This is a genomic window from Pseudomonas fungipugnans (assembly GCF_029955235.1).
Taxonomy (GTDB): Bacteria; Pseudomonadota; Gammaproteobacteria; order Pseudomonadales; family Pseudomonadaceae; genus Aquipseudomonas; species Aquipseudomonas fungipugnans.
On record NZ_JARBWL010000001.1, the window covers coordinates 3,208,092 to 3,232,819 of the forward strand.

Consider the following 24,728-nt stretch of genomic DNA (forward strand, 5'->3'; position numbering starts at 1 on the left):
CGCCCACCCGGGCTGTTTATTCCTTGCATGCGGACGTTCACTACCATGCTGATTGATCAGAAAATCCCCTTAGGCCAGTACATCGCGGGCTTCGTTGAATGGTTGACGCAACACGGCGCCAGCACCTTCGACGCAATCGCCGTGACACTGGAAACGATGATCCACGGCGTGACGTTCGCGTTGACCTGGTTCAACCCATTTGCACTGATCGGGCTCATCGCACTGCTGGCTCACTTCATCCAACGCAAATGGGGCCTGACAGTATTCGTCATCCTCTCCTTCCTGCTGATCCACAATCTGGGGTATTGGCAGGAAACCATGGAAACCCTGGCCCAGGTGTTGTTCGCCACCCTGGTCTGCGTGGTCATCGGCGTGCCGCTGGGCATCGTCGCCGCGCACAAGCCGATGTTCTACACACTGATGCGTCCGGTGCTCGATCTGATGCAGACCGTGCCGACCTTCGTGTACCTCATTCCGACCCTGACCCTCTTCGGGCTGGGTGTGGTCCCGGGTCTGATCTCCACGGTGGTGTTCGCGATTGCCGCGCCTATCCGCCTGACCTACCTGGGCATCCGCGATGTCCCGCAAGAACTGATGGACGCCGGCAAGGCCTTCGGCTGCTCGCGCCGTCAACTGCTCTCGCGTATCGAACTGCCCCACGCCATGCCGAGCATCGCCGCCGGCATCACCCAGTGCATCATGCTGTCGTTGTCGATGGTGGTGATCGCCGCACTGGTGGGCGCCGACGGCCTGGGCAAGCCCGTGGTCAACGCCCTGAACACCGCTGACATCGCCCTGGGCTTCGAAGCCGGGCTGGCGATCGTGTTGTTGGCCATCATGCTCGACCGTATCTGCAAACAACCCGAAGCCAAAGTAGGGGGTGACGCATGAGCATTATTCGCTTCGAAGACGTCGACGTCATTTTCGCCAAGGATCCACGCGCCGCCCTCAAGCTGCTGGATCAGGGCATGACCCGTAACGAGATCCTGAAAAAGACCGGGCAGATTGTCGGCGTTGAAAAGGCCAGCCTGGACATCGAGAAAGGTGAAATCTGCGTCCTGATGGGCTTGTCCGGTTCCGGCAAATCCAGCCTGTTGCGCTGCATCAACGGCCTGAACACCGTGAGCCGTGGCAAGTTGTTCGTCGAGCATGAAGGCAAGCAGATCGACATTGCCTCCTGCACCCCGGCGGAACTGAAAATGATGCGCACCCAGCGCATCGCCATGGTGTTCCAGAAGTTCGCCCTGATGCCGTGGCTGACGGTGCGCGAGAACATCAGCTTCGGCCTGGAAATGCAGGGCCGTCCGGAAAAGGAACGGCGCAAGCTGGTGGACGACAAGCTGGAGCTGGTGGGCCTGACCCAGTGGCGCAACAAGAAACCCGACGAGCTCTCGGGCGGCATGCAGCAACGTGTGGGCCTGGCCCGTGCGCTGGCGATGGACGCCGACATTCTGCTGATGGACGAACCGTTCTCGGCACTCGATCCGCTGATCCGCCAGGGCCTGCAAGACGAACTGCTGGAACTGCAAAGCAAGCTCAACAAAACCATCGTGTTCGTGAGCCACGACCTTGATGAAGCGCTGAAACTCGGCAGCCGTATCGCGATCATGAAAGACGGCCGCATCGTTCAGTACAGCGTGCCGGAAGAGATCGTATTGAACCCCGCCGACGACTACGTACGCACCTTCGTTGCCCACACCAACCCGCTGAACGTGCTGTGCGGACGCAGCCTGATGCGCACGCTGGACAACTGCAAACGCATCAACGGTTCGGTGTGCCTGGACCCGGGCGGCGATTCCTGGCTGGACCTGGCCGAAGGCAACACCATCAAGGGCGCACGGCAGAACGGCTCGGCGCTGGACTTGCAGAACTGGGCGCCAGGGCAAGCGGTTGAAGGCCTGGGCCGCCGGCCAACGCTGGTGGACTCCAACATCGGCATGCGCGATGCGTTGCAGATCCGATATCAGACCGGCAACAAACTGGTGCTGCACGACAACAACCATGTGGTGGGGATTCTCGGCGACAGCGAGCTGTACCACGCGCTGCTCGGCAAGAACCTGGGCTAAGCCCACAGACACAAAAACGCCGCGAGAGGATCGCGGCGTTTTTGTTTACGGGATATCGGGGCAAATGACGTTGTGGCTGATGGCCCCTTCGCGAGCAAGCCCGCTCCCACATTGGAACTCGGTCACCTGTGGGAGCGGGCTTGCTCGCGAAGAATGCGGCGCGGTGCTTCAGACCGAAACACCGTGCCCCATCAAGCTTTAGCTATACACCCGGCCAAGGAGCTGCCGATGGCTTTCAAACTGATCGAGCACATCGCGGGTGATCTGATCCTGAGTGAAGCCCATCAAGTCATAGTCCTGGCTGCCATTGTGCAAATACACCTCGGCGCGATAGTAACGCTGGCGGGCCTCATCGGACTGGGCCGACTCGGTCGGGGTCGCCAGGTAGCCGTCCAGGCTCACTTCGTAAACAAAAGGGTTGCCCTCTTCCATCTCGATCCGCAGGCCCATGCAACGCTTGGCCTTGCCCAGCAATGTCTGCACATTGAGGCCTTGAGCGCGCATTTGGCTCGCGGCGTCTTCAAGGGCCGGGCTGACCTGTTTGTCCATGAAGCGCTGGACGATCGACTGGCTCGGTTGCAGGTCCAGTTGGGTCAGGCGTTCGCTGAAACCACGACGACCGCGTGCCGCCAGCTCGGCTTGTTCCTGCTCGATCTGCATGTCCTGGCGCATGGCCTTGTGCAAACCGAACATGAACAGCACCAGCACCACCGAGAACGGCAGACCGGCCAGCACCACCATGGTTTGCATGGCTTCGAAGTTACCGGCGAACAGCAGGCCGATGGTCACCAGGGTGATAATCACCGACCAGAAAATCCGCAGCCAGTGCGGCGCATCTTCGTCGACGTTACCGCCCTTGCAGGACAGGTTGGCCATCATCACCGCGCCGGAATCCGCCGGGGTCAGGAACAGCACGAAGCCGACAAAGATCGACACGCCAATAACGATTTTCGACGCTGGGTAATGCTCGAGCAGCTGGTAGATCGCCATGGACGGCTGCTCGAGTGCCGTCTTGCCAAGCTCCACCGCGCCCTGGTTCATCACCAGGTCCAGTGCCGAGTTACCGAAGATCGACAGCCACGCCAGGGTGAAACCCAGCGGAATCAGCAGCACGCCGGCGACCAGTTCACGCACGGTACGGCCACGGGAAATACGCGCGATGAACATGCCCACGAATGGTGCCCAGGAAATCCACCAGGCCCAGTAGAACAGGGTCCACAGGCCCAGCCAGCGCTCGGACTTGGCGTTGTCGCCTTCGTACACATAAAGGTCGAAGGTCTTCAGCACCACGCCGTTCAGGTAGTCGCCGATGTTCTGCACGAAGCCGTTGAGCAGGTGCAGGGTCGGGCCGAACAGCAGCACGAAAATCAGCAGGCCGCTGAACAGCACGATGTTCAGGTTGGACAGACGGCGGATGCCGTTTTCCACGCCGGACACGGCGGCGATGGTCGCCACGGTGCTCATCACGATGATCACGATCAGCAGGTTGGTGTTGCTGTGCTCCATGCCGAACAGGTTTTCCAGGCCCGAGGACACTTGCAGCGAACCGATCCCCAGGTTCGTCACCAGACCCAGCAGCGTCACGAACATGCCGAAGCCGTCCACCGCGTGACCGGCCGCGCCTTTGACCCAACGCTCGCCCACCAGTGGATACAGCGCCGAACGCAGGGCCAGCGGCTGGTTATGACGGTAGGCAAAGTACGCCACCGCCAGGCCGACCAGTGCGTAGATCGCCCAGCCATGCAGGCCCCAGTGCAGGAATGTCAGTTGCACGGCCTGACGGGCGGCCATGTTGCTGGCGGCAACGCCTTCAGGCGGATTGAAGTAGTGGTCCAGCGGCTCGGAAGCGCCGAAGTACAGCAGCGAGATGCCGATACCCGACGAGAACAGCATCCCTGCCCAGGCGCCGTAGCTGAAGTCCGGGGTGTCGTCCTTGCTGCCCAGCTTGAGCTTGCCGTAGGACGAGAACGCCAGGCCGACCACGAATACCAGATAGGCGGCGATTACCACCATGTAGTACCAGCCGAAACTGCGGGACAACCAGGCCTGGGCAATGCCGAGCAGTCTGCCGGCCTCTTGCGGGGCGATGATCAGAATGGCGGTCAACAACAGGATCAACGCGGTAGAGGTGTAGAACACCCAACCGTTGACCGTCACCTTCTCGGGTGGGGTCTTTATAAGAGAGGCAGAACTCATGGCACAGATGCTCCAGGCAGTGCGAGAGAAGAACACAAGGCAACGCGTTACCCGACCAATCGGTTAGTTGGCAGCCGACCGGTGGGTGATATAAAGACACCCCGAAAAAAGCCCGAAACCGCAGGACTGGCGTTGAGAACCGACGTCGCAAGCCTGGTCTGGACGGTTGGTCCGAAACCTGGCCTCAAGCGTCTTGCCCATTCAACACGTCCATCGTCATCGACTCACGCCATGCCCCGCGCGCGTTTCAAGCATTTTCAGGTGTCGTTTTTGCGCCATCTGACAGTTGGAAAAACCTGTAGGCAGCGACGATTTGTCGCAGATCTTATTCTTTGTTGATTGAACGTTCAATCAAAACAAAATAGACTGGCCCTCAATCCGACAGCCGTATTTGGGCTGCCGGAAGGCCTAAGGAGATGTGCAAGATGCCCAAGGTCGGTATGCAACCCATCCGCCGTCAACAGTTGATCGAAGCCACTTTGCAGGCTGTCGATCAGGTCGGAATGGGGGACGCCAGCATTGCGCTAATCGCCCGTTTGGCCGGTGTCTCGAATGGCATCATCAGTCACTATTTTCAGGACAAGAATGGCCTGATCGCCGCCACGATGCGGTACCTGATGAGCGTCCTCAGCGAGAACGTCACCGCGCGCCGCCAGGCGCTGGCAGATGACAGCCCACGGGCGCATCTGCAGGTGATTATCGAAGGCAACTTCGACGCCAGCCAGGTCAATGGCCCGGCAATGAAAACCTGGCTGGCCTTCTGGGCCACCAGCATGCACCAGCCGTCTTTGCACAGGTTGCAGCGGATCAACGATCACCGCCTGTATTCCAACCTGTGCTGCCAGTTCCGCCGCGTGTTGCCGCTTGATCAAGCGCGCAACGCCGCCCGAGGCCTGGCAGCGTTGATTGACGGTTTGTGGTTGCGCGGCGCGCTGTCGGGAGACGCTTTCGACACCGAGCAGGCGCAACAGATCGCTTACGAATACATGGATTTCCAATTGGCCAAGCAGGTGAGTTAGAGCACACATAAATCGCTCAACCCCTGAACTGCTACTGATCGGTGTTGCCACAACCATATGGCATCACTCCAGTGGTCACCGCCAACCAACTTAATGCTCTTGCGAGGACTATATGGCCCGTTTCGAACTGCAAAAACTCTACATCGATGGCGGCTACAGTGACGCCAGCAGCGACGCCACCTTCGAAGCCATCAACCCGGCTAACGGTGAAGTCCTCGCAAACGTCCAGCGCGCGACGAAAGAAGACGTCGAACGTGCCGTGGTCAGCGCCGAGAAAGGCCAGAAAATCTGGGCTGCAATGACCGCCATGGAGCGTTCGCGCATCCTGCGCCGTGCCGTCGACATCCTGCGTGAGCGCAACGATGAACTGGCCGCGCTGGAAACCCTGGACACCGGCAAGTCGTACTCCGAAACCAAATACGTCGACATCGTCACTGGCGCTGACGTGCTGGAGTACTACGCAGGTCTGGTCCCGGCCATCGAAGGCGAGCAGATCCCGCTGCGCACCACCTCGTTCGTCTACACCCGTCGCGAGCCGCTGGGCGTCGTGGCCGGTATCGGCGCGTGGAACTACCCGATCCAGATCGCCCTGTGGAAATCCGCACCGGCCCTGGCCGCCGGTAACGCGATGATCTTCAAGCCAAGCGAAGTCACCTCCCTGACCACCCTGAAACTGGCCGAGATCTACACCGAAGCCGGCGTTCCGGCTGGCGTGTTCAACGTCCTGACCGGCAGCGGCCGTGAAGTCGGCACCTGGCTGACCGAACACCCGCGCATCGAGAAAATCTCCTTCACCGGCGGCACCGACACCGGCAAGAAAGTCATGGCCAGCGCTTCGAGCTCTTCGCTCAAGGAAGTGACCATGGAACTGGGCGGCAAATCCCCGCTGATCATCTTCGACGACGCCGACCTCGATCGCGCCGCCGACACCGCGATGATGGCCAACTTCTACAGCTCCGGTCAGGTCTGCACCAACGGCACTCGCGTGTTCGTACCGAGCCACCTCAAAGCTGCTTTCGAAGCCAAGATCGCTGAGCGTGTTGCGCGCATCCGCATCGGCAACCCGCAAGACGAGAACACCAACTTCGGCCCGCTGGTCAGCTTCGCCCACATGGAAAGCGTGCTGGGTTATATCGCCAAAGGTAAGGAAGAAGGTGCCCGCGTCCTGTGCGGCGGCGAGCGTCTGACCGAAGGCGACCTGGCCAAGGGCGCCTTCGTGGCCCCGACCGTGTTCACCGACTGCACCGACGAAATGACCATCGTGCGCGAAGAAATCTTCGGCCCGGTCATGGCCATCCTGACGTACGAAACCGAAGAAGAAGTGATCCGTCGTGCCAACGACACCGACTTCGGCCTGGCCGCCGGTATCGTCACCAAAGACCTGAACCGCGCCCACCGCGTGATTCATCAACTGGAAGCCGGTATCTGCTGGATCAACGCCTGGGGCGAGTCCGACGCGAAAATGCCGGTTGGCGGCTACAAGCAGTCGGGTGTTGGCCGTGAGAACGGCATCAGCTCGCTGAACAACTTCACACGTATCAAATCGGTACAGGTCGAACTGGGCGATTACGCCTCGGTTTTCTGATCTGACGCGGTGCTGGAGTTGCGGCCCTTGTGGCGAGGGAGCTTGCTCCCGCTGGGCTGCGAGGCGGCCCCAACTCCAGGCACCGCATTTGTTCAGACAGAACACGGTCGCTGATTTTGCGACTGCTGCGCAGCCGAGCGGGAGCAAGCTCCCTCGCCACACGTAAGTGGCAGCTCGGCCACCGCGACCTGACCCACATCAAAGAGGGTGCATTCAATGTCCCAAGAATACGATTACATCATCATCGGTGCCGGCTCGGCCGGTAACACTCTGGCGACCCGTCTGACTGAAGACGAAGGCGTCACCGTCCTGCTGCTCGAAGCCGGCGGTCCGGACTACCGTCTCGATTTCCGCACGCAAATGCCGGCGGCCCTGGCGTTCCCGCTGCAAGGCCGTCGCTACAACTGGGCCTACGAAACCGATCCAGAGCCACACATGGACGGTCGCCGGATGGAATGCGGTCGCGGCAAGGGCCTGGGTGGTTCTTCGCTGATCAACGGCATGTGCTACATCCGTGGCAACGCGATGGACTACGACAACTGGTCGAAGCTGCCAGGGCTTGAAGACTGGGACTACCTCAACTGCCTGCCGTATTTCCGTAAAGCCGAAACCCGCGATATCGGCCCCAACGACTACCACGGTGGCGACGGTCCGGTCAGCGTGACCACGCCCAAAGCCGGCAACAACCCGCTGTTCCACGCGATGGTTGAAGCAGGCGTGCAAGCCGGTTACCCGCGCACCGAAGACCTGAACGGCTACCAGCAAGAAGGCTTCGGCCCGATGGACCGTACCGTGACGCCGAACGGCCGTCGTGCCAGCACCGCTCGCGGTTACCTGGACACCGCCAAAAAGCGTTCGACCCTGACCATCGTCACCCACGCCCTGACCGACAAGATCCTGTTCGAAGGCAAGCGTGCGACCGGCGTGCGTTACCTGATCGGCGCCGCTGAAGAGCGCGTTGAAGCCACGGCGCGCAAAGAAGTGCTGCTGTGCTCCGGTGCGATCGGTTCGCCACAGATTCTGCAACGCTCCGGCGTCGGCCCGGCCGAACTGCTGAACAAGCTCGACATTCCAGTGGTCCACGACCTGCCGGGCGTTGGCGAAAACCTGCAGGACCACCTTGAGCTGTACCTGCAATACGCTTGCACCCAACCGGTCTCGCTGTACCCATCGCTGCTCTGGTACAACCAGCCGGCCATCGGTGCCGAGTGGCTGTTCAACGGCACCGGCATCGGCGCCAGCAACCAGTTCGAAGCCGGCGGTTTCATCCGTACCCGCGAAGAATTCGATTGGCCGAACATCCAGTACCACTTCCTGCCGGTCGCGATTAACTACAACGGCAGCAATGGCGTCAAAGAACACGGTTTCCAGGCGCACATGGGTTCCATGCGTTCGCCGAGCCGTGGTCGCGTCCAGGCCAAGTCGAAGGATCCACGGGAATACCCGAGCATCCTGTTCAACTACATGGCCACCGAGCAGGACTGGCAGGAATTCCGCGACGGCATCCGCCTGACCCGTGAAATCATGCAGCAGCCGGCACTGGACGCTTTCCGTGGTCGCGAAATCAGCCCGGGCATCGACGTGCAAACCGATGAGCAGCTGGACAAGTTCATCCGCGAACACGCCGAAACCGCGTTCCACCCGTCCTGCTCGTGCAAGATGGGCACCGACGACATGGCGGTGGTTGACGCCGAAGGTCGCGTGCATGGCATGCAGGCGTTGCGCGTGGTCGATGCTTCGATCATGCCGATCATCACCACCGGCAACCTGAACGCGCCAACGATCATGATCGCCGAGAAAATCGCCGACAAGATCCGTGGCCGCCAGTCGCTGCCGCGCAGCACCGCCGACTACTACGTGGCCGGTGATGCACCGGTGCGTGGCAAGCCGTTGCGCGATGTGAGCCTGACCGCGCAGTAAGCCGTTACACCGAGGCGCGGCCTTCGCGAGCAGGCTCGCTCCCACAGCAGATCTCCATCGAACACAACATTTGTGAACGACATAGATCAAATGTGGGAGCGAGCTTGCTCGCGAAGGGGCCCTACGCGTCACGGCCAATCGCGAGCAAGCCCGCTCCCACAGGTTTCGGACTGGATTGCAAATTTGCGCTCAACCCCAGACCAATGTGGGAGCGAGCTTGCTCGCGATGAGGCCCGACTAATCAGCACATCTCTCCAACTAAACCTTTTCCCGCACCGCACCACGCTTGATCCTACCCCCCACGCAGGCCTAATCTAGCGCCACGCAACCGTTTCACCCCCCGCCGAATCGATACGCCGCTACTCCAATACCAAGGAGGTTCTCGAATGTTCGATTTCCACCCCCAGCTCAAGCAGCGTTTTGCTGCGTTGCGCACGGGCGCTGAATTCTTTTCCTTGCGCTATGTTCGTGAGTCCGGCCAATACCTGTCAGTGCGCAAGAACGTCGCCGAACCGCCGAGTTTCAGCCGTGACGAAGGGGCGATGCTGACCGTGCGGGTCAACGGCGTCGAAGCCTATGCCGCGACCAACGACCTGTCGCAACAGGGCCTGCAAGCCGCGCTCGACCGGGCCGAGCAACAAGCTCGCCGACTCCAGCCGCATGCCCTCCTGGACCTGAGCAAGCAAGCCGTCTCCAGCGACCGCGCCGACTATCTCTCGCCTCACCTCGACCAGCCCTTCCCATCCCTGAGCGACTGCTATCAGTTGCTCGGCGCCGAATCCGCTGCGGTGCCCAAGGACGAGCGACTGGTGAACTGGGAAGTGAGCATCGGCATCACCAACGTCGAGCAGATCTACCTCAACAGTGCTGGCGCCGAATTGCGTCAGGCCCAGCGTTTCGTCTACCCGACTCTCGAAGTCACCGCCTACGACGGCAGCGACAGCCAGACCCGCACCCTGGGCCGGGAAAACTTCGGCCAGCAGGGCGGCTTCGATGTCATCAGCCGTTGCGGCCTGATCGGCGCCGGGCCGAAAGTGGCCGACGACGCCCTGCAATTGCTGTTGGCACCGAACGCCCCGCACGGCCCTCGCGACCTGCTGCTGATGCCGGACCAGATGATGCTGCAAATCCACGAGTCCATCGGTCACCCGCTGGAGCTGGACCGCATTCTGGGCGACGAGCGCAATTACGCTGGCACCAGCTTCGTCAAGGCCAGCGACTTCGGCCGCCTGCAATACGGCTCGAAACTGCTGAACGTGAGCTTCGACCCAGACATCCCGGAAGAACTCGCCAGCTACAGTCATGACGACGACGGCACAGCGGCGAGCAAGCAATTGCTGATCAAGGAGGGCTTGCTCCTGCGCCCATTGGGCGGTGCGCTGTCGCAATTCCGGGCCGGTATGGATGGAGTCGCCAACAGCCGCGCCTGTGGCTGGAATCGCCCGCCCATCGACCGCATGGCCAACCTCAACATCGAGCCCGGCGATCAATCGCTGGAGCAGCTGATTGGCGGTATCGAACACGGCATCCTGATGCGTACCAACCGTTCGTGGTCCATCGATGATGCGCGCAACAAGTTCCAGTTCGGCTGCGAGTGGGGTCAGCTGATCGAAAACGGCGAACTCAAGGGCGTGGTGAAAAACCCCAACTACCGGGCGATTTCCGCGCACTTCTGGAAGAGCCTCAGCGCGGTCGGCGACGCCAGTACCTTCCAGATTCTGGGCACGCCGAACTGCGGCAAGGGCGAGCCGAACCAGGTGATCCGCGTCGGCCACGCCTCGCCGGCGTGCGTGTTCAGCAATGTTGATGTATTTGGAGGAGACGTTTGATGACTACTCCCAATAACCAGGTCGAAGGGTTCAAGAGCCTGGTCAACTGGTTGCGCGGTGCCGTGCACGGGCCTGAGCAATTCACCCTCAGCTACGCGGCGGAATCGTCGGCGTTCGTGCGCTTCAACCACGCCAAGGTGCGTCAGGCCGGACAGGTGCAGCAAGCGAGCATCGGCTTCAAACTGATCAACGACGGCCGCCACGCCGACCTGCACATCACCCTCTCGGGCGATCCTGAAGTTGACCTTCAGCGCCTCGCCGAGGGCCTGCAACAATTGCGCGAGACCCTGCCGCTGCTGCCGCCGGACCCGTATCTGCTGCTCAACCACAACGGCTGGCAGAGCAAGAATGTGCAGGACCATCCGCTGCCGGATACCGAGCAGGTCGTGGCTGAAATCACTCAAGCCGCCGAAGGGCTGGATCTGGTGGGATTCTATGCGGCGGGGCCGATCAGTCGCGGGTTTGCCAGCTCGTCCGGCGCGTTCGGCTGGCATCAGGCCAATAGCTTCAACTTCGATTTCAGCCTGTTTCACGAAAACGGCGAGGCAGTGAAAGCCAGCTACGCCGGGCATGACTGGAACAGCACAGGCTTTGCCAGACGCTTCCAGCAGGCCCGCGAGCAGCTTGAGTATCTGGGTCGACCGCTGCGCACCCTGGCGCCGGGGCAGTACCGCGCGTATCTGGCACCCGCCGCGCTGCAAGAAATCATGGACATGCTTGGCTGGGGCGGTTTCTCGGCGCAGTCGATCGCCAGCAAGAGCAGCCCGCTGCAGAAGCTCTATGCGGGCGATCATGCGTTCAGCCCGCTGGTGTCCATCGACGAGAAAGTCAGCGGCTCCCTGAGCCCGGCGTTTTCCGGCGAGGGTTATCCGCGCAGTGATCTGGGCCTGATCGTCGAAGGCAAGGCTGGCGAGCAGATGGTCAGTTCCCGCAGTGCCGCCGAATACGGGCTCACGGCCAACGGTGCCAGCGGCGGTGAAATGCCGAGCGCCTTGAACATGGCGGCGGGCACGCTGCCGGATGCCGAGATTCTCAAGCAGCTGGGTACGGGGCTGTACATCAGCAACCTGTGGTACCTGAACTACTCTGACCAACCCGCGGCACGTATGACCGGCATGACCCGCTTCGCGACGTTCTGGGTCGAGAATGGCGAGATTCAGGCACCGGTCAGCACCATGCGTTTTGATGACAGCGCCTACAGCCTGCTGGGTTCGCAGCTGGAGGCGTTGACCGCAGAGCGCGAGTTGCTGCTGTCGTCCAGCACCTACAGCCAGCGGGCGACGGCCTCGGCGCTGTTGCCGGGGGCGCTGGTGCGCCGATTGACCTTGACCCTGTAAACACCAACCTCCAGAACACCGAAGTCTCTGTGGCGAGGGGGTTTACCCCCGTTGGGTTGCGAAGCGACCCCAAAACCGGCAACCGCGATTCATCAGACGGACCGCGCTCACCGGATTTACGACTGCTTCGCAGCCGAACGGGGGTTAACCCCCTCGCCACAATGGTTCCCTTATGCCAGGGACCGAGAGACATCTGACCAACCCACAAGAGGTCCCATGCCCAACCGCCCGCCTCTCGATCCTGTTACCGCCCGCTGGCTGCCATGGGTCGTCGCCATTGCCTTCTTCATGCAGTCCCTCGACGGGACGATCCTCAATACCGCCCTGCCGGCCATGGCCCAGGACCTGGCGGAAGATCCGTTGCGCATGCAGGGTGTGATCATCTCCTACATGCTCACCGTCGCCCTGCTGATCCCGGCCTCGGGCTGGATCGCCGACCGCTTCGGCACCAAGAAGATCTTCTTCGGCGCGATCCTGCTGTTCAGCATCGGCTCATTGCTCTGCGCCCTGTCGCCCAACCTGACATTGCTGATTGCCTCACGAGTCATTCAAGGCCTGGGCGGTGCCTTGATGCTGCCGGTCGGCAGGCTGGTGGTGCTGCGCGCCTACCCGCGCTCGGAACTGGTGCGGATCATGGGTTTCATCACCATTCCCGGGCTGCTCGGCCCGTTGATGGGGCCGACCACAGGCGGCTGGATGGTGCAATACCTGTCGTGGCACTGGATCTTCCTGGTCAACCTGCCGGTCGGCCTGATCGGCTGCTACGCGGTGTGGAAATTCATCCCGGACCTGCGCGGCACCGAGCGCACCCGTTTCGACGGCGTCGGTTTTCTGCTGTTCGGCGCCTCCATGGTGCTGATCACCATCGCCATGGAAGGCCTCGGTGAACTGCACCTGCCGCACCTGCGGGTGATGTTGTTGCTGGTAGCTGGCATGGCGTGCCTGGCGGCGTACTGGCTGCGCGCCGGACGCATCGACTATCCGCTGTTCTCGCCGTCATTGTTCAAGACCCGGACCTTCGCGGTCGGCATCCTCGGCAACCTGTTCGCCCGGCTGGGCGGCGGTGCGCTGCCATTTCTGGTGCCGTTGCTGTTGCAAGTGGCGCTGGGTTATTCGCCGTCACAGGCGGGCATGAGCATGCTGCCGCTGTCGGCGGCAGCGATGTTAGCCAAGTCGGTGGCGCGGCCACTGATCGAGCGTCTGGGCTACCGCATCATTCTCACCGGCAACACGCTGTTTCTGGGGATCATGCTGGCGGCCATGGGCCTGGTCAGCGAAGCCACCCCGTACTGGCTGTTGCTGGCGATGCTGGCCCTCCTCGGCGCGATCAACTCCCTGCAATTCACCGCGATGAACACCGTGACCCTGATCGACCTCGACGACGCCAGCGCCAGCAGCGGCAACAGCCTGTTGTCGGTGGTCGCGCAATTGTCCCTGGGCCTTGGTGTGGCGTGCGCCGGTGCGTTGCTCGGCGGCTTCACGGCAGAGGTCGGAAATGATGGCGTGGACACCGTGCTGGGCGCGTTCCAGCTGACCTTTGTCACCGTGGGCGTGATGGCGATGCTGGCCGCGACCATCTTCTCGCAGCTGTCGAAGGAAGACGGACGGCGTGCCAAACGTCCGGAAGAGCACATCGAACCTTAGGGCCAATGGCTCCGGGACTGATACACTGCGCGACATTTTGTTTTGCAGGCCAGTCCCGTGACCACCATCGCCACCGCTTTTAATACTTTGCCGCTGTCCGCCGCCATGCTGGCTAACCTCGACTCCCTCGGTTATGCCCAGATGACGCCGATCCAGGCGCAAAGCTTGCCGGTGATCCTCAAGGGGATGGACCTGATCGCGCAGGCCAAGACCGGCAGCGGCAAGACCGCCGCCTTCGGTATCGGTCTGTTGAACCCGATCAATCCGCGCTTCTTCGGTTGCCAGGCACTGGTTATCTGCCCGACCCGTGAGCTGGCCGACCAGGTCGCCAAGGAAATCCGTCGTCTGGCCCGTGCCGAAGACAACATCAAGGTCCTGACCCTGTGCGGCGGCGTGTCGTTTGGCCCGCAGATCGGCTCGCTGGAGCATGGCGCGCACATCATCGTCGGCACCCCGGGTCGTATTCAGCAGCACCTGCGCAAGGGCTCGCTGGTTCTCCACGGCCTGAACACGCTGATCCTCGACGAAGCCGACCGCATGCTCGACATGGGTTTCTACGACTCCATCGAAGAAATCATCGCCCAGACCCCGGAGCGCCGCCAGACCCTGCTGTTCTCCGCGACCTACCCGGTGGGCATCAAGCAACTGGCGTCGAAGTTCATGCGCACCCCTCAGATCGTGAAGGCCGAGGCGTTTCATGACGACACGCAGATCGAGCAGCGTTTCTACGAAATTTCCCCGGACGAGCGCATGGATGCCGTGGTCAAGGTCCTCGCGCATTTCCGTCCGGTGTCCTGCGTGGCGTTCTGCTTCACCAAGCAGCAGGTTCAGGAAACCGTCGATCACCTGACCGCCAAAGGCATTTCCGCCGTCGGCCTGCACGGCGATCTGGAACAGCGTGACCGCGATCAGGTGCTGGCAATGTTCTCCAACCGCAGTACTTCGGTACTGGTTGCCACCGACGTCGCCGCTCGTGGTCTGGACATCGATGCGCTGGACATGGTGCTCAACGTCGAACTGGCGCGTGATTCGGAAATCCACATCCACCGTGTTGGCCGTACCGGCCGTGCCGGTGAGAAAGGCATCGCGATCAGCCTGGTCGCGCCGTCCGAAGCGCACCGCGCCCAGGCCATCGAGCTGCTGCAGAAGTCGCCGTTGAGCTGGGATCAGGTCGCCAATCTCAAATCCCAGGGCGGCACCCCGCTGCTGCCGGTGATGAGCACGCTGTGCATCGGCGCGGGTCGTAAAGACAAAGTGCGTCCGGGCGACATCCTCGGCGCACTGACGGGCGACGCCGGCATTCCGGGCGCTCAGGTCGGCAAGATCGCGATCTTCGATTTCCAGGCGTATGTGGCGGTTGAGCGTGGCATTGCCAAGCAGGCACTGCAGCGTCTGAACGACGGCAAGATCAAGGGCCGTTCGTTGCGCGTGCGTATTCTCTAAGAACGCCGCAAACCCTGTGGGAGCTGGCTTGCCTGCGATGCCCTCGCAGGCAAGCCAGCTCCCACATTTGATTGCATTCCAGATCAGTTCTTGTGTGAGGACACCGTTTTGCGCTCTACCGAAGTCGTGATCATTGGCGCTGGCGCCGCAGGGTTGATGTGTGCGCTGACCGCCGCCGGGCGCGGGCGCAAGGTGATGTTGCTCGACCATGCGAACAAGGCTGGCAAGAAAATCCTGATGTCGGGCGGTGGCCGCTGCAATTTCACCAACATGTACGCAGAACCCGCTAATTTCCTCTCGCAGAACGAACATTTCTGCAAGTCTGCACTGGCGCGCTACACCCAGTGGGATTTCATCGGCATGGTCGCCAAACACGGCGTGCCGTATCACGAGAAAAAACTCGGTCAGTTGTTCTGCGATAACAAATCCAGCGACATCCTCGAGATGCTGCTGCAAGAGTGCAATCAGGTCGGCGTCAGCCTGCACCTGGACACCTCTATCCAGACCATTGAGAAAGTCGAAGCCGGTTACCTGCTGGACACCACGCTGGGGCAACTGACTTGCGAATCGCTGGTGATCGCTACTGGCGGCCTGTCGATTCCAACGATGGGCGCCACCGGTTTCGGCTATCAGGTGGCCAGGCAGTTCGGCCATGACCTGCTGCCGACCCGCGCCGGGCTGGTGCCGTTCACCATCACCGATCAGCTCAAAGAACTGTGCACCGAGTTGTCCGGCACATCGGTGGATTGTCTGGTGAGCTGCAATGACCAGAGTTTCCGCGAGAATATCCTGTTCACTCACCGCGGCCTCAGTGGCCCGGCGATTTTGCAGATTTCTTCGTTCTGGGAATCCGGCGACACCGTCGAGATCAACCTGCTGCCGGACCACGATGTGCCGGGCTGGCTGCAACAGCAACAGGCCGAGCGCCCGAACAGTGAGTTGAAAACCCTGCTCGGCGAGATCTTCACCAAGAAAATGGCCAACCTGCTGGCAGACAACTGGTTCGTCTCCAAGCCGATGAAGCAATACACCCACGCGGAAATCGCCGACATCGCCGAAAAGCTGGCGAGCTGGAAAGTCGTACCGGCCGGCACCGAGGGCTATCGCACCGCAGAAGTGACGCTGGGCGGCGTGGACACCCGCGAAGTCTCGTCCAAGACCATGGAATCACTGAAAAGCCCCGGCCTGTATTTCATCGGTGAAGTACTCGATGTCACCGGGCATCTGGGCGGCTTCAACTTCCAGTGGGCATGGGCGTCGGGGTATGCGGCGGCGCAGTACGCCTGAGTCCATGACTGCCTGTGAAATGCGGTCAATGTGGGAGCTGGCTTGCCTGCGATAGCGGTCCATCAGCCTCCTTCAGGTTGACTGATCTGACGCCATCGCAGGCAAGCCAGCTCCCACAAGGTTTTCTGCAAGCCGAAAAATCTGCGACTGGCAAAGGCCCACCGTGTTTGACGGAACAAAATTTGCTGTCAGATGTGATCGGCGCCATTGCGTCGGCGTCATTACTGGCTCAATTTAGCGTCATTGCCTCGGAAGGCCTTCGCACTTCATGTCCTCGACTTCATTTCGTCAGTCTCTACGTCGCCTCTGGGCGCTGGATAAATTCAGCTACAGCGTACGGGTGTTCATCGCCCTGACCGGCAGCATGGCCGTGTGTTGGTATCAGGACGAGATGGGGCTGTTGATCCCGTTGTTCCTGGGGATCATCGCCAGTGCCCTGGCCGAGACCGACGACAGTTGGCAGGGCCGCCTCAACGCGCTGGCCGTGACGCTGGTGTGTTTCAGCATCGCCGCGTTCTCCGTGGAATTGCTCTTCCCCTACCCCATCATCTTCATCATCGCCCTGGCGCTGGCCGCCTTCGGCCTGACCATGCTCGGGGCACTGGGCGAACGCTATGGCGCGATTGCCTCGGCGACGTTGATCCTGTCGGTCTACACCATGATCGGCGTCGATCAACGCGGCGGCGCGGTTACCGATTTCTGGCACGAGCCGGTGCTGCTGGTGGCCGGCGCCGCCTGGTACGGCTTGCTCTCGGTGTTGTGGCAGGCGATGTTCTCCAACCAGCCGGTGCAGCAGAGCCTGGCGCGGTTGTTCCGTGAGCTGGGCTTTTATCTGAAGCTCAAGGCCTCGCTGTTCGAGCCGATCCGGCAGATGGACGTGGAGGCGCGGCGCCTGGAACTGGCCCAGCAAAACGGCCGCGTGGTCGCCGCGCTCAATGCGGCCAAGGAAATCATTCTGCACCGGGTCGGCAACGGTCGACCGGGATCGAAAGTCAGCCGCTACCTGAAGCTGTACTTCCTCGCCCAGGACATCCACGAACGCGCCAGCTCCTCGCACTATCCTTACAACGCGTTGGCCGATGCGTTCTTCCACAGCGACGTGCTGTTCCGCTGCCAGCGCCTGTTGCGCCAGCAAGGCAAGGCCTGCCGGGCGCTGGCCGAATCGATCCAGATGCGCCAGCCATTCATCTACGACGCCAGCTTCGCCGAGGCCCTGAGCGACCTGCACGCCTCCCTGGAACACCTGCGCATCCAGAGCAACCCGGCTTGGCGCGGCTTGCTGCGCTCGCTGCGGGCACTGGCGGCCAACCTCGGCACGCTGGACCGCTTGCTCAGCGACGCCAGCAACCCCGACGCCCTGGCCGATGCCACCGACAGCAGCCTGCTGGACCGCTCGCCACGCAACCTCAAGGACGTGTGGATTCGCCTGCGCACACAGCTGACGCCAACCTCGTTGCTGTTCCGTCACGCCCTGCGCCTGCCCCTGGCACTGAGCATCGGCTACGCCATGGTGCATTTGATCCATCCGTCTCAGGGCTACTGGATCATCCTCACCACGCTGTTCGTGTGCCAGCCGAACTACGGCGCCACCCGGCGCAAACTCGGCCAGAGGGTCATCGGCACCGCCATCGGCCTGACCCTGGCGTGGGCGCTGTTCGATCTGTTCCCGAGCCCGCTGGTACAGTCATGTTTCGCCATCGCCGCCGGGGTGGTGTTCTTTATCAACCGCACCACGCGCTACACCCTGGCCACCGCCGCGATCACCTTGATGGTGCTGTTCTGCTTCAATCAGGTCGGCGATGGCTACGGGCTGTTCCTGCCACGGCTGTTCGACACGTTGCTCGGTAGCCTGATCGCCGGTCTGGCGGTGTTCCTGTTCCTGCCGGACTGGCAGGGTCGACGCCTGAACAAGGTGCTGGCCAATACCCTGACCTGCAACAGCATCTACCTGCGCCAGATCATGCAGCAATACGCTGCCGGCAAGAGCGACGACCTGGCGTATCGACTGGCCCGGCGCAACGCACACAACGCCGATGCGGCGCTGTCGACGACCCTGGCCAATATGCTGATGGAGCCGGGGCATTTTCGGAAGGAGGCGGACGTCGGTTTCCGCTTTCTGGTGCTGTCACACACCTTGCTCAGCTATCTGTCGGGCTTGGGTGCGCACCGGGAAACCCAGTTACCGACAGATGTGCGTGAACACCTGATTGATGGCGCGGGGGTAAGCCTGGCAACCAGCATTGACGAAATTGCCCTGGGCCTGGCGAGCAAGACGCCGATTGCGATTCAGAGCGATGCCGAAGAGGCGTTGGCTGATGAGCTGGAGCAGATGCCGGATGAGATCGATGAAGGGCAGCGATTGGTGCAGACACAGCTTGCCTTGATTTGCCGGCAGTTGGGGCCGTTGCGGACGTTGGCGGCGCATTTGATCAAGGACACCAGTGCAGCCTGAGATTTGGGGCGTGGTCGATGACGCCATCGCGAGCAAGCTCGCTCCCACATGGGATTTGTGCCAGACACACATCCCATGAACAACGATGATCCACTGTGGGAGCCGGACTTGCCCGCGAAGAGGCCAGCCCAGTCACCACAGCTGTTAACCCTTACATCCCATGCTGCCGCAACAACCGCTCATAACTCCCATCTGCCTTCATCGCCGCAATCTCCCGGTCAAACCCGGCGACAATCTGTTCATGCTCCGGGTTTTTCAGGCTCACCAGAATATGCAGGCTGTTCTCACTCAAGGGCTTGGGCAAAAACTCCACCGAGTTGCGCACCTTGCTCGATTCCCGAGCCAGGTAATAACGGGCAACAAACTCGTCTTCCAAAGTCAGCTGAACCCGATCCGCCGCCAGCATGCGCACGGCCATGGCGAAGTTATGCACAGGGATTTTCTGTAACGCCTCGTCGTTGTCGAACTCGGGCGAATAGGCATAACCACGCACCACCGCTATCGGATAAGTGTGCAGTTGTTGCAGGTTGTCGTATTCGATGGGCGCGTCTTTGCGCTTGATGAAGCGCACGCGATTGAGCAGGTACTCACCGGAGAATTGCCCCAGCTTCGTGCGCTCCTCGTTGTACCAGGCGTTGACCAGGACGTCGTAACGCCCCTCGCCAACGCCCATCAAGGCGCGAGCCCAGGGCACTTGCTCAAAGTCGCTGGCATAACCGGCGCGGGCCAGCGCGGTGCTGACAATATCGGTGGCCACGCCGCCATTAACCAAGGTGGCGTCGGTAAACGGAGGCCAGGCATCAGCCACCAGCCGCAGCTTTTCTGCTGTGGCCATCTGAGTCAGCAACAGCAACCCAATCAAAGCAAAGGCTCGATGCAATCGCGGCATGCTCGAAAATCCTTAGCGGGCAGGCGCCCGGCATGTTTTCAGCCAAAACCTCAAGGGTGGTTCAACAGTAAAACCCCGGTCCTAACCTTAGCTCATTGAAACCACTGCACAGCGCTTGTTCTCAGATTACACAAAGAAGACAAAGCCACACGAGATGAATGATGGCATTTTGGCCTTTGTCACAGAATTATTCGCCCCCGAGACAACCAGCGTCCGGGCGCTTAGTATCCGGGGGACGTAATTCAAGGAATGTGAAAATGACAATCGAGTGGGTTTGCAAACATCACAGCGATCTGGGCAAAGAGCAGCTGTACGCCATTTTGCGATTGCGTGCCGAGGTGTTCGTCGTCGAACAGAAATGCGTGTATCAGGACGTCGATGGTCAGGATCTGGAAGGCGATACCCGCCATTTGATGGGCTGGGACGGCGATCTGTTGGTGGCGTACCTGCGCTTGCTCGACCCGGAGTTGCAGGGCGGCGACGTGGTGATCGGCCGGGTGGTGACAGCGCCTGAAGGCCGGGGCAAAGGCCTGGGGCATCAAATGATGGAACAGGCGTTGAAACAGGCTGAAAAGCACTGGCCGCAGGTGCCGATCTATCTCTCGGCCCAGGCACATTTACAGGGGTATTACGGGCAGTACGGATTTGTGGTGGTGGGTGAGGAATATCTTGAGGATGACATTCCGCATATCGGGATGCGCCGTTCTGAGTGATGTAGCGCCCGTGATGGCCTCTTCGCGGGCAAGCCCGCTCCCACAGTGGATTTGTGAACGGCACAGAACCCATGAGGGAGCGAACCTGCTCGCGAAGGCGTCAGTTGCGTCGCCGTAATACGTCAGGGGTAATCCAATACCGCTTTGATCTGCCGCAAATTGCGCTCGATCCACCCCCGGTCAATCGCCCCCCACTCACGAATCCGATACCGACCGGCATGATTGCGCGCGCCGTCTTCCTGCTCGAACTCGCAAACGATGTCCAGATCCGCCAACGCGGCGATGGTGTCCTGCGCCGTACGCCGCGGCATGCCGGTGACCTCGGTCAAGGCCGGGACGCTGCTGGCCAGCCCGCTGTCGATCAGGTACGCCACGTACAACCGGCGGTAGAAGCTGCTCTTGGTCTTGCTGACGTCCATCTGAAGCTCCCTTATTGCATATCCCGCCAAGTCAGATACACCCGCAAATCAAACTCCACCTGGTGGTACCCCGGCAACATGTGTTCGCACAGTTTGTAGAACGCCTTGTTGTGATCCGACTCCTTGAAATGCGCCAATTCATGCACAACGATCATTTTCAGAAACTCGGACGGCGCCTCCTTGAACAGCGAGGCCACGCGAATCTCTTTCTTGGACTTGAGCTTGCCACCCTGCACCCGCGAGATGGTGGTGTGCAGGCCAAGGGCGCGGTGGGTCAGGTCCAGGCGATTATCGAACAGCACTTTGTCGATGGCCGGGGCGTTACGCAGGTATTCCTGTTTCAGGTCCAGGGCATAGGTGTACAACGCCTTGTCGCTCTGGACCGCGTGTTTGTGCGGATAGCGCTGGTCCAGGTAGTCGCCCAGCCGACCTTCGCTGATCAACTGGCGCACCTGGTCCTGCAACGCAGCGGGATAGGCCTGGAGGTATTTCAAAACGGTCATCGGGGCAGCACTGGGATCACAAAAAGTTTGCCAGTGTAGCGAATTCAGCGGGCCAGCGCGCTCCAGTCAAAGGGCGTTACAAAGTCGTCGGCGTCCTCGGCCATCAGCGGCCTTGCGACCAGGAAACCCTGCACATACTCGCAGCCATTGGCTTGCAGCCACTCATATTGCTCGATGGTTTCCACCCCTTCGGCGATCACCAGCAAGCCGTATTGGTTGCACAGGTCGATGACACTGCGCACCAGCGCCGCGTCCCGCAAAGAGCCCGGCAACCGGGCGATCAGGTGCCGGTCGAGCTTCAGGGTGTCCAGTTCCAGATCACGCAAATGCGCCAGCGAACACGACCCGGAACCAAAATCGTCCAGCGCCACCCGCACCCCGAGATTGCGCAGCAAACGCAGTTGCTTGCGGGTTTCATCCGGGTTGAGCATCAACGCCTCTTCGGTGACTTCGACCTCCAGATGCCGTGGCTGTAAACCATGGCGCTCCAGCACCTGGCGCAACTCGGTGACCAGATTCGGCAAGCCAAACTGGGTGTTGCTCAAGCTCAGGCCCAGCACCAGGTCCTCTGCAAACAGGGTTTCCCAGGCTTTGCGCTGCCCGGCGCCGCGATGATAAATCCAGCTTCCCAGGCGACTGATCAGACGTGCCTCTTCCAGCAACGGCAGAAACAATCCCGGTGGCACATCGCCAACACTCGGGTGCTGCCAGCGCAACAACGCCTCGAAGCCACGAATCTGCCCGCCGTTAATGGCGACTTGTGGCTGATACACCAGATTGAAATCGCGGTTTTCGATGGCCGTACGCACGCTCTCTTCGAGCATCAACCGTGACCGTGCCCGGCCATTCATCTCATGATCGTAAAAGCGATACTGCTGGCGCCCGGCGCGCTTGGCCTCGTACATCGCGATGTCGGAAGCGCGCAGCAGACCGTCCAGATTCGACCCGCAGTCGGGGTAGGTGGCGATGCCGACACTGGCGCCCAACGCGATGTCCATGCCTTCGATCTGCTGACAGACCGACACTCGCTCAATCAGCTTCTCGGCGATTTTCGCCGCCTGCTCGGGAAACTCCAGGTCCAGCAGCGCCGTGAACTCGTCGCCGCCCATGCGTGCCAGAATATCGAAGGGACGCAGGCAGGCCTTCAACTGCTCCGATACCCAGCGCAGCACCCGGTCGCCGGCATCATGGCCCAAGGAATCATTGACCCGTTTGAAGCCGTCCAGGTCCAGATAAAGCAACACCCAGGCGCTGTCGGAGCGTTCGCCGCGCAGCAGCAGGTTTTCCACGGTTTGATAAAAGCCACGTCGATTGAGCAGGCCGGTCAGCGGGTCGGTGACGGCTTGAAACTCCAGTTGCTGATGCAGGTGGCGCACCACCGACATGTCCAGCACCGTCACCACCATGGCGTGTTGCTCGACGGGCAATGGCGCGCAGGACAAGGCAACCGGGACTTGCTGGCCGGGCGCGGTACGCAGCAGCGCGTCATGCAGGCGCAGGGTTTCGCCACGTTTGTAACCGGCATACAGATCGGAATCGGCCCACACCGGAATGTGCGGTTTCTGCAGAAAATCGAGAAATTCCTTGCCCTGCAAATCCTGCACTGTGGCATTGAGCAGCCGCGACATCGCCGGGTTGGCAAAACGGATCAACCCGTCTTCACCCACTACCAGAATGCCTTCGGCGGCGTTGTCCAGTACCGAGGCATTGAAGGCACGGGCTACTTCCAGGTCATGACTCAGGCGCTGCAACGCCCGGCGATTACGCTGATGTTCCAGCAGCGCCTGCACCTTGGGCTTGAGGATTTGCGGATCGAAGGGTTTGAACAGGTAATCCACGGCACCATTGGCGTAGCCCTTGATGACCGCGTCCTGGGATTGTTCGTTGGCAGTAAGGAAGATGATCGGCGTCAGCCGGGTCCGCTGGCTGCCGCGCATCAGACGGGCGACTTCGAAGCCGTCCATGCCCGGCATCTGCACATCCAGCAGCACCAGGTCGACATCGTGTTCGAGCAGAATATTCAATGCCTCAAAGCCTGAGGCGGCGGTCAAAACCTGCCAGTCCTGGCGTTGCAGCAACGCACGCATGCTGATCAGGTTTTCAGGATAATCATCGACAATCAAAAGGACTGAGCTGCCTTCACCTGGCTTGGGTTGCACGCATTCCATGCTGCTTCTCTTGTTGGGGCGTCAGGCCGGCTTCTCGTGAAAACCGGACAAATACTGAGCCTTCACTCTAGTCCGGGATCCGGGAAAGCAGAAGCTGTCATACCGCCATCATTTAACCAAAGCGTCCATAACCCGACTAACGGTCAGCTCTCCAGGCCGCTAAAACCGGGAAAGATGGCCATTCGACAGGATGTTGACGCCAATCGTCTGCCGGACGGGCGTTAACAAAGAAGCCTTCTACGCTTATAAAGGCCGCCCCCAAACGCGCGGGCTAGAGCTTCTGGCACGCGCGTGCAGCTAGAAAATGTGGAAGTCAGGACTATGATCGATCTCGCAACCTGGAACCTCAGTGTTCCTGTCGGCAGCCCGCCGTACACCGTTGAAACCACCAAACTGGTGAAGGGCTTCAAGGATCAATACTTCCATTCCGATACCGGAACGCTATTTTTCTGGTCCCCGGTGACCGGCTCACGCACCGAAAACGCGATCTACCCCCGCACCGAGCTGCGCGAAACCTTTAGCAACGGCACCCTGCGCAACTGGTACTACCCGGACGCCGACAACACCCTGCGCGCCACCCTGTCGGTCAACCAGGTGCCGAGCTCGGGCAAGATCGTCATTGGCCAGATCCACGCCTATGAAAGCCAGAAACCACTGGTGAAGGTCGAATATCAATACAAAACCAAAACCCTGACCGGCAACATCGTCGCCAAGGTGCGCATGCGCCCCGATGACGAAGAAGGCCGGGTGATCACGATCGCCACCGGGGTGAAGCTCGATCAGGAGTTTTCCTACCTGATCCACCTGAGCCCCGGCGGTCAGCTAGGCATCAGCGCGGCGGGCTATCAGTGGGACTCCAACATCAGCGCCACCTGGCGTGACAAGCCGTTGTACTTCAAAGCCGGCGTGTATGTGCAGGACAACACCGGGTACACCAGCGAGGGCGGTAAAGTGACGTTCAGCAAGCTGGATATTGATCACGATAAGTAAGTCGTTGTCTTGGCTATGCCATTGGCCCGTCACACTACCGCTCAATAACTTCTGTTCGAAAATACCCGCCGTCGTCAAAATCAATAAAAACCCGCACGACCGCGGGTTTTTATTTACGCGCTTTTAATTCCGACTCTTTTGGACGCGTGAAAGGCGGTTCTCTTCAACGAGAGCAACTGACAGGCCATTCGTAATTCACGGATGGAATTGAAAAAAATGTGGGATTGTGAATAGCAGAAAGAGCACGAGACGGCCAACGAAATAGGCC

18 protein-coding genes and 1 pseudogene are annotated in these 24,728 nt (G+C 60.7%); 13 read left to right on the forward strand and 6 right to left on the reverse strand.

Going from position 1 to position 24,728, the window contains the following annotated elements; translation table 11 throughout:
• Positions 1-45 precede the first annotated feature (45 nt).
• Together choW and choV are read left to right on the forward strand one after the other, a co-directional pair.
• The gene (choW, locus tag POF45_RS13590) at positions 46-891 is read left to right on the forward strand and encodes a choline ABC transporter permease subunit (protein WP_259497205.1); all 846 of its coding nucleotides are present in this window, start codon (positions 46-48) and stop codon (positions 889-891) included.
• On the forward strand, positions 888-2,066 hold the full coding sequence (choV, locus tag POF45_RS13595) for a choline ABC transporter ATP-binding protein (protein WP_259497206.1): 1,179 nt from the start codon (positions 888-890) through the stop codon (positions 2,064-2,066). The genes choW and choV overlap by 4 nt, the downstream gene beginning before the upstream one ends.
• Before the next feature lie 198 nt (positions 2,067-2,264).
• Here the strand turns inward: choV and POF45_RS13600 are convergent, their stop codons facing one another.
• Together POF45_RS13600 and POF45_RS13605 are read right to left on the reverse strand one after the other, a co-directional pair.
• Positions 2,265-2,615, reverse strand: coding sequence for a hypothetical protein (locus POF45_RS13600; protein ID WP_259497207.1), 351 nt, complete (start codon positions 2,613-2,615; stop codon positions 2,265-2,267).
• A pseudogene (locus POF45_RS13605) lies at positions 2,587-4,205 on the reverse strand (BCCT family transporter). Before POF45_RS13605 ends, POF45_RS13600 begins: the two are co-directional and overlap by 29 nt.
• A gap of 482 nt (positions 4,206-4,687) precedes the next feature.
• Here POF45_RS13605 and betI point away from each other — a divergent pair.
• The 9 genes from betI (at position 4,688) to yccS (ending at position 18,778) form a co-directional block, all read left to right on the forward strand.
• A complete protein-coding gene (gene betI / locus POF45_RS13610) occupies positions 4,688-5,281 on the forward strand; it encodes a transcriptional regulator BetI (protein WP_259497208.1) in 594 nt (197 codons plus the stop codon).
• A gap of 112 nt (positions 5,282-5,393) precedes the next feature.
• Positions 5,394-6,866: a betaine-aldehyde dehydrogenase gene (gene betB, locus POF45_RS13615; RefSeq protein WP_259497209.1), complete on the forward strand. Its 1,473-nt coding sequence runs from the start codon at positions 5,394-5,396 to the stop codon at positions 6,864-6,866.
• A 216-nt stretch (positions 6,867-7,082) separates the two neighbouring features.
• Positions 7,083-8,786: a choline dehydrogenase gene (betA, locus tag POF45_RS13620; RefSeq protein ID WP_259497211.1), complete on the forward strand. Its 1,704-nt coding sequence runs from the start codon at positions 7,083-7,085 to the stop codon at positions 8,784-8,786.
• A 386-nt stretch (positions 8,787-9,172) separates the two neighbouring features.
• Positions 9,173-10,615: a TldD/PmbA family protein gene (locus POF45_RS13625; protein ID WP_282315855.1), complete on the forward strand. Its 1,443-nt coding sequence runs from the start codon at positions 9,173-9,175 to the stop codon at positions 10,613-10,615.
• Complete coding sequence (locus POF45_RS13630) at positions 10,615-11,952, forward strand: TldD/PmbA family protein (RefSeq protein WP_282315856.1); 1,338 nt, start codon at positions 10,615-10,617, stop codon at positions 11,950-11,952. The genes POF45_RS13625 and POF45_RS13630 overlap by 1 nt, the downstream gene beginning before the upstream one ends.
• A 51-nt stretch (positions 11,953-12,003) precedes the next feature.
• A complete protein-coding gene (mdtD, locus tag POF45_RS13635) occupies positions 12,004-13,596 on the forward strand; it encodes a multidrug transporter subunit MdtD (RefSeq protein ID WP_282315857.1) in 1,593 nt (530 codons plus the stop codon).
• Positions 13,597-13,701: 105 nt separating this feature from the next.
• On the forward strand, positions 13,702-15,039 hold the full coding sequence (gene dbpA, locus POF45_RS13640; RefSeq protein ID WP_259503285.1) for an ATP-dependent RNA helicase DbpA: 1,338 nt from the start codon (positions 13,702-13,704) through the stop codon (positions 15,037-15,039).
• Between the two features lie 108 nt (positions 15,040-15,147).
• A complete protein-coding gene (locus tag POF45_RS13645; protein WP_282315858.1) occupies positions 15,148-16,326 on the forward strand; it encodes a BaiN/RdsA family NAD(P)/FAD-dependent oxidoreductase in 1,179 nt (392 codons plus the stop codon).
• A gap of 268 nt (positions 16,327-16,594) precedes the next feature.
• Positions 16,595-18,778 carry a YccS family putative transporter gene (yccS, locus tag POF45_RS13650; RefSeq protein WP_259497216.1) on the forward strand — a complete coding sequence of 728 codons (2,184 nt, stop codon included), beginning with the start codon at positions 16,595-16,597 and terminating at the stop codon, positions 18,776-18,778.
• 151 nt (positions 18,779-18,929) lie between these two features.
• On the opposite strand, the gene POF45_RS13655 is transcribed toward yccS, so the two are convergent.
• Positions 18,930-19,667, reverse strand: a complete 738-nt coding sequence (locus POF45_RS13655; protein ID WP_259497217.1) for a substrate-binding periplasmic protein — start codon at positions 19,665-19,667, stop codon at positions 18,930-18,932.
• Positions 19,668-19,924: 257 nt separating this feature from the next.
• Between POF45_RS13655 and POF45_RS13660 the strand changes: the two genes are divergently transcribed.
• A complete protein-coding gene (locus POF45_RS13660) occupies positions 19,925-20,380 on the forward strand; it encodes a GNAT family N-acetyltransferase (protein WP_259497218.1) in 456 nt (151 codons plus the stop codon).
• A gap of 122 nt (positions 20,381-20,502) precedes the next feature.
• Here the strand turns inward: POF45_RS13660 and POF45_RS13665 are convergent, their stop codons facing one another.
• From POF45_RS13665 to POF45_RS13675, 3 genes are read right to left on the reverse strand one after another with little or no spacing between them, the layout of a single operon-like run.
• Complete coding sequence (locus POF45_RS13665; RefSeq protein WP_259497219.1) at positions 20,503-20,799, reverse strand: winged helix-turn-helix domain-containing protein; 297 nt, start codon at positions 20,797-20,799, stop codon at positions 20,503-20,505.
• 11 nt (positions 20,800-20,810) lie between these two features.
• Positions 20,811-21,302 (reverse strand): M48 metallopeptidase family protein, encoded by a 492-nt coding sequence (locus POF45_RS13670; protein ID WP_259497220.1) that lies wholly within the window; start codon positions 21,300-21,302, stop codon positions 20,811-20,813.
• 44 nt (positions 21,303-21,346) lie between these two features.
• On the reverse strand, positions 21,347-23,470 hold the full coding sequence (locus tag POF45_RS13675; protein ID WP_282315859.1) for a putative bifunctional diguanylate cyclase/phosphodiesterase: 2,124 nt from the start codon (positions 23,468-23,470) through the stop codon (positions 21,347-21,349).
• Positions 23,471-23,791: 321 nt separating this feature from the next.
• Here POF45_RS13675 and POF45_RS13680 point away from each other — a divergent pair, with 321 nt between their 5' ends.
• Positions 23,792-24,460 (forward strand): polysaccharide lyase family 7 protein, encoded by a 669-nt coding sequence (locus POF45_RS13680; RefSeq protein ID WP_259497222.1) that lies wholly within the window; start codon positions 23,792-23,794, stop codon positions 24,458-24,460.
• The last annotated feature ends 268 nt before the right edge of the window (positions 24,461-24,728 follow it).

Excerpts from the sequence above, each read along its gene's own strand:
- choW (WP_259497205.1), top strand. The coding sequence starts at position 46 with ATGCTGATTGATCAGAAAATCCCCTTAGGCCAGTACATCGCGGGCTTC.
- choV (WP_259497206.1), top strand. The coding sequence starts at position 888 with ATGAGCATTATTCGCTTCGAAGACGTCGACGTCATTTTCGCCAAGGAT.
- POF45_RS13600 (WP_259497207.1), bottom strand. The coding sequence starts at position 2,615 with ATGGACAAACAGGTCAGCCCGGCCCTTGAAGACGCCGCGAGCCAAATG.
- betI (WP_259497208.1), top strand. The coding sequence starts at position 4,688 with ATGCCCAAGGTCGGTATGCAACCCATCCGCCGTCAACAGTTGATCGAA.
- betB (WP_259497209.1), top strand. The coding sequence starts at position 5,394 with ATGGCCCGTTTCGAACTGCAAAAACTCTACATCGATGGCGGCTACAGT.
- betA (WP_259497211.1), top strand. The coding sequence starts at position 7,083 with ATGTCCCAAGAATACGATTACATCATCATCGGTGCCGGCTCGGCCGGT.
- POF45_RS13625 (WP_282315855.1), top strand. The coding sequence starts at position 9,173 with ATGTTCGATTTCCACCCCCAGCTCAAGCAGCGTTTTGCTGCGTTGCGC.
- POF45_RS13630 (WP_282315856.1), top strand. The coding sequence starts at position 10,615 with ATGACTACTCCCAATAACCAGGTCGAAGGGTTCAAGAGCCTGGTCAAC.
- dbpA (WP_259503285.1), top strand. The coding sequence starts at position 13,702 with ATGCTGGCTAACCTCGACTCCCTCGGTTATGCCCAGATGACGCCGATC.
- yccS (WP_259497216.1), top strand. The coding sequence starts at position 16,595 with ATGTCCTCGACTTCATTTCGTCAGTCTCTACGTCGCCTCTGGGCGCTG.
- POF45_RS13655 (WP_259497217.1), bottom strand. The coding sequence starts at position 19,667 with ATGCCGCGATTGCATCGAGCCTTTGCTTTGATTGGGTTGCTGTTGCTG.
- POF45_RS13660 (WP_259497218.1), top strand. The coding sequence starts at position 19,925 with ATGACAATCGAGTGGGTTTGCAAACATCACAGCGATCTGGGCAAAGAG.
- POF45_RS13665 (WP_259497219.1), bottom strand. The coding sequence starts at position 20,799 with ATGGACGTCAGCAAGACCAAGAGCAGCTTCTACCGCCGGTTGTACGTG.
- POF45_RS13670 (WP_259497220.1), bottom strand. The coding sequence starts at position 21,302 with ATGACCGTTTTGAAATACCTCCAGGCCTATCCCGCTGCGTTGCAGGAC.
- POF45_RS13675 (WP_282315859.1), bottom strand. The coding sequence starts at position 23,470 with ATGGAATGCGTGCAACCCAAGCCAGGTGAAGGCAGCTCAGTCCTTTTG.
- POF45_RS13680 (WP_259497222.1), top strand. The coding sequence starts at position 23,792 with ATGATCGATCTCGCAACCTGGAACCTCAGTGTTCCTGTCGGCAGCCCG.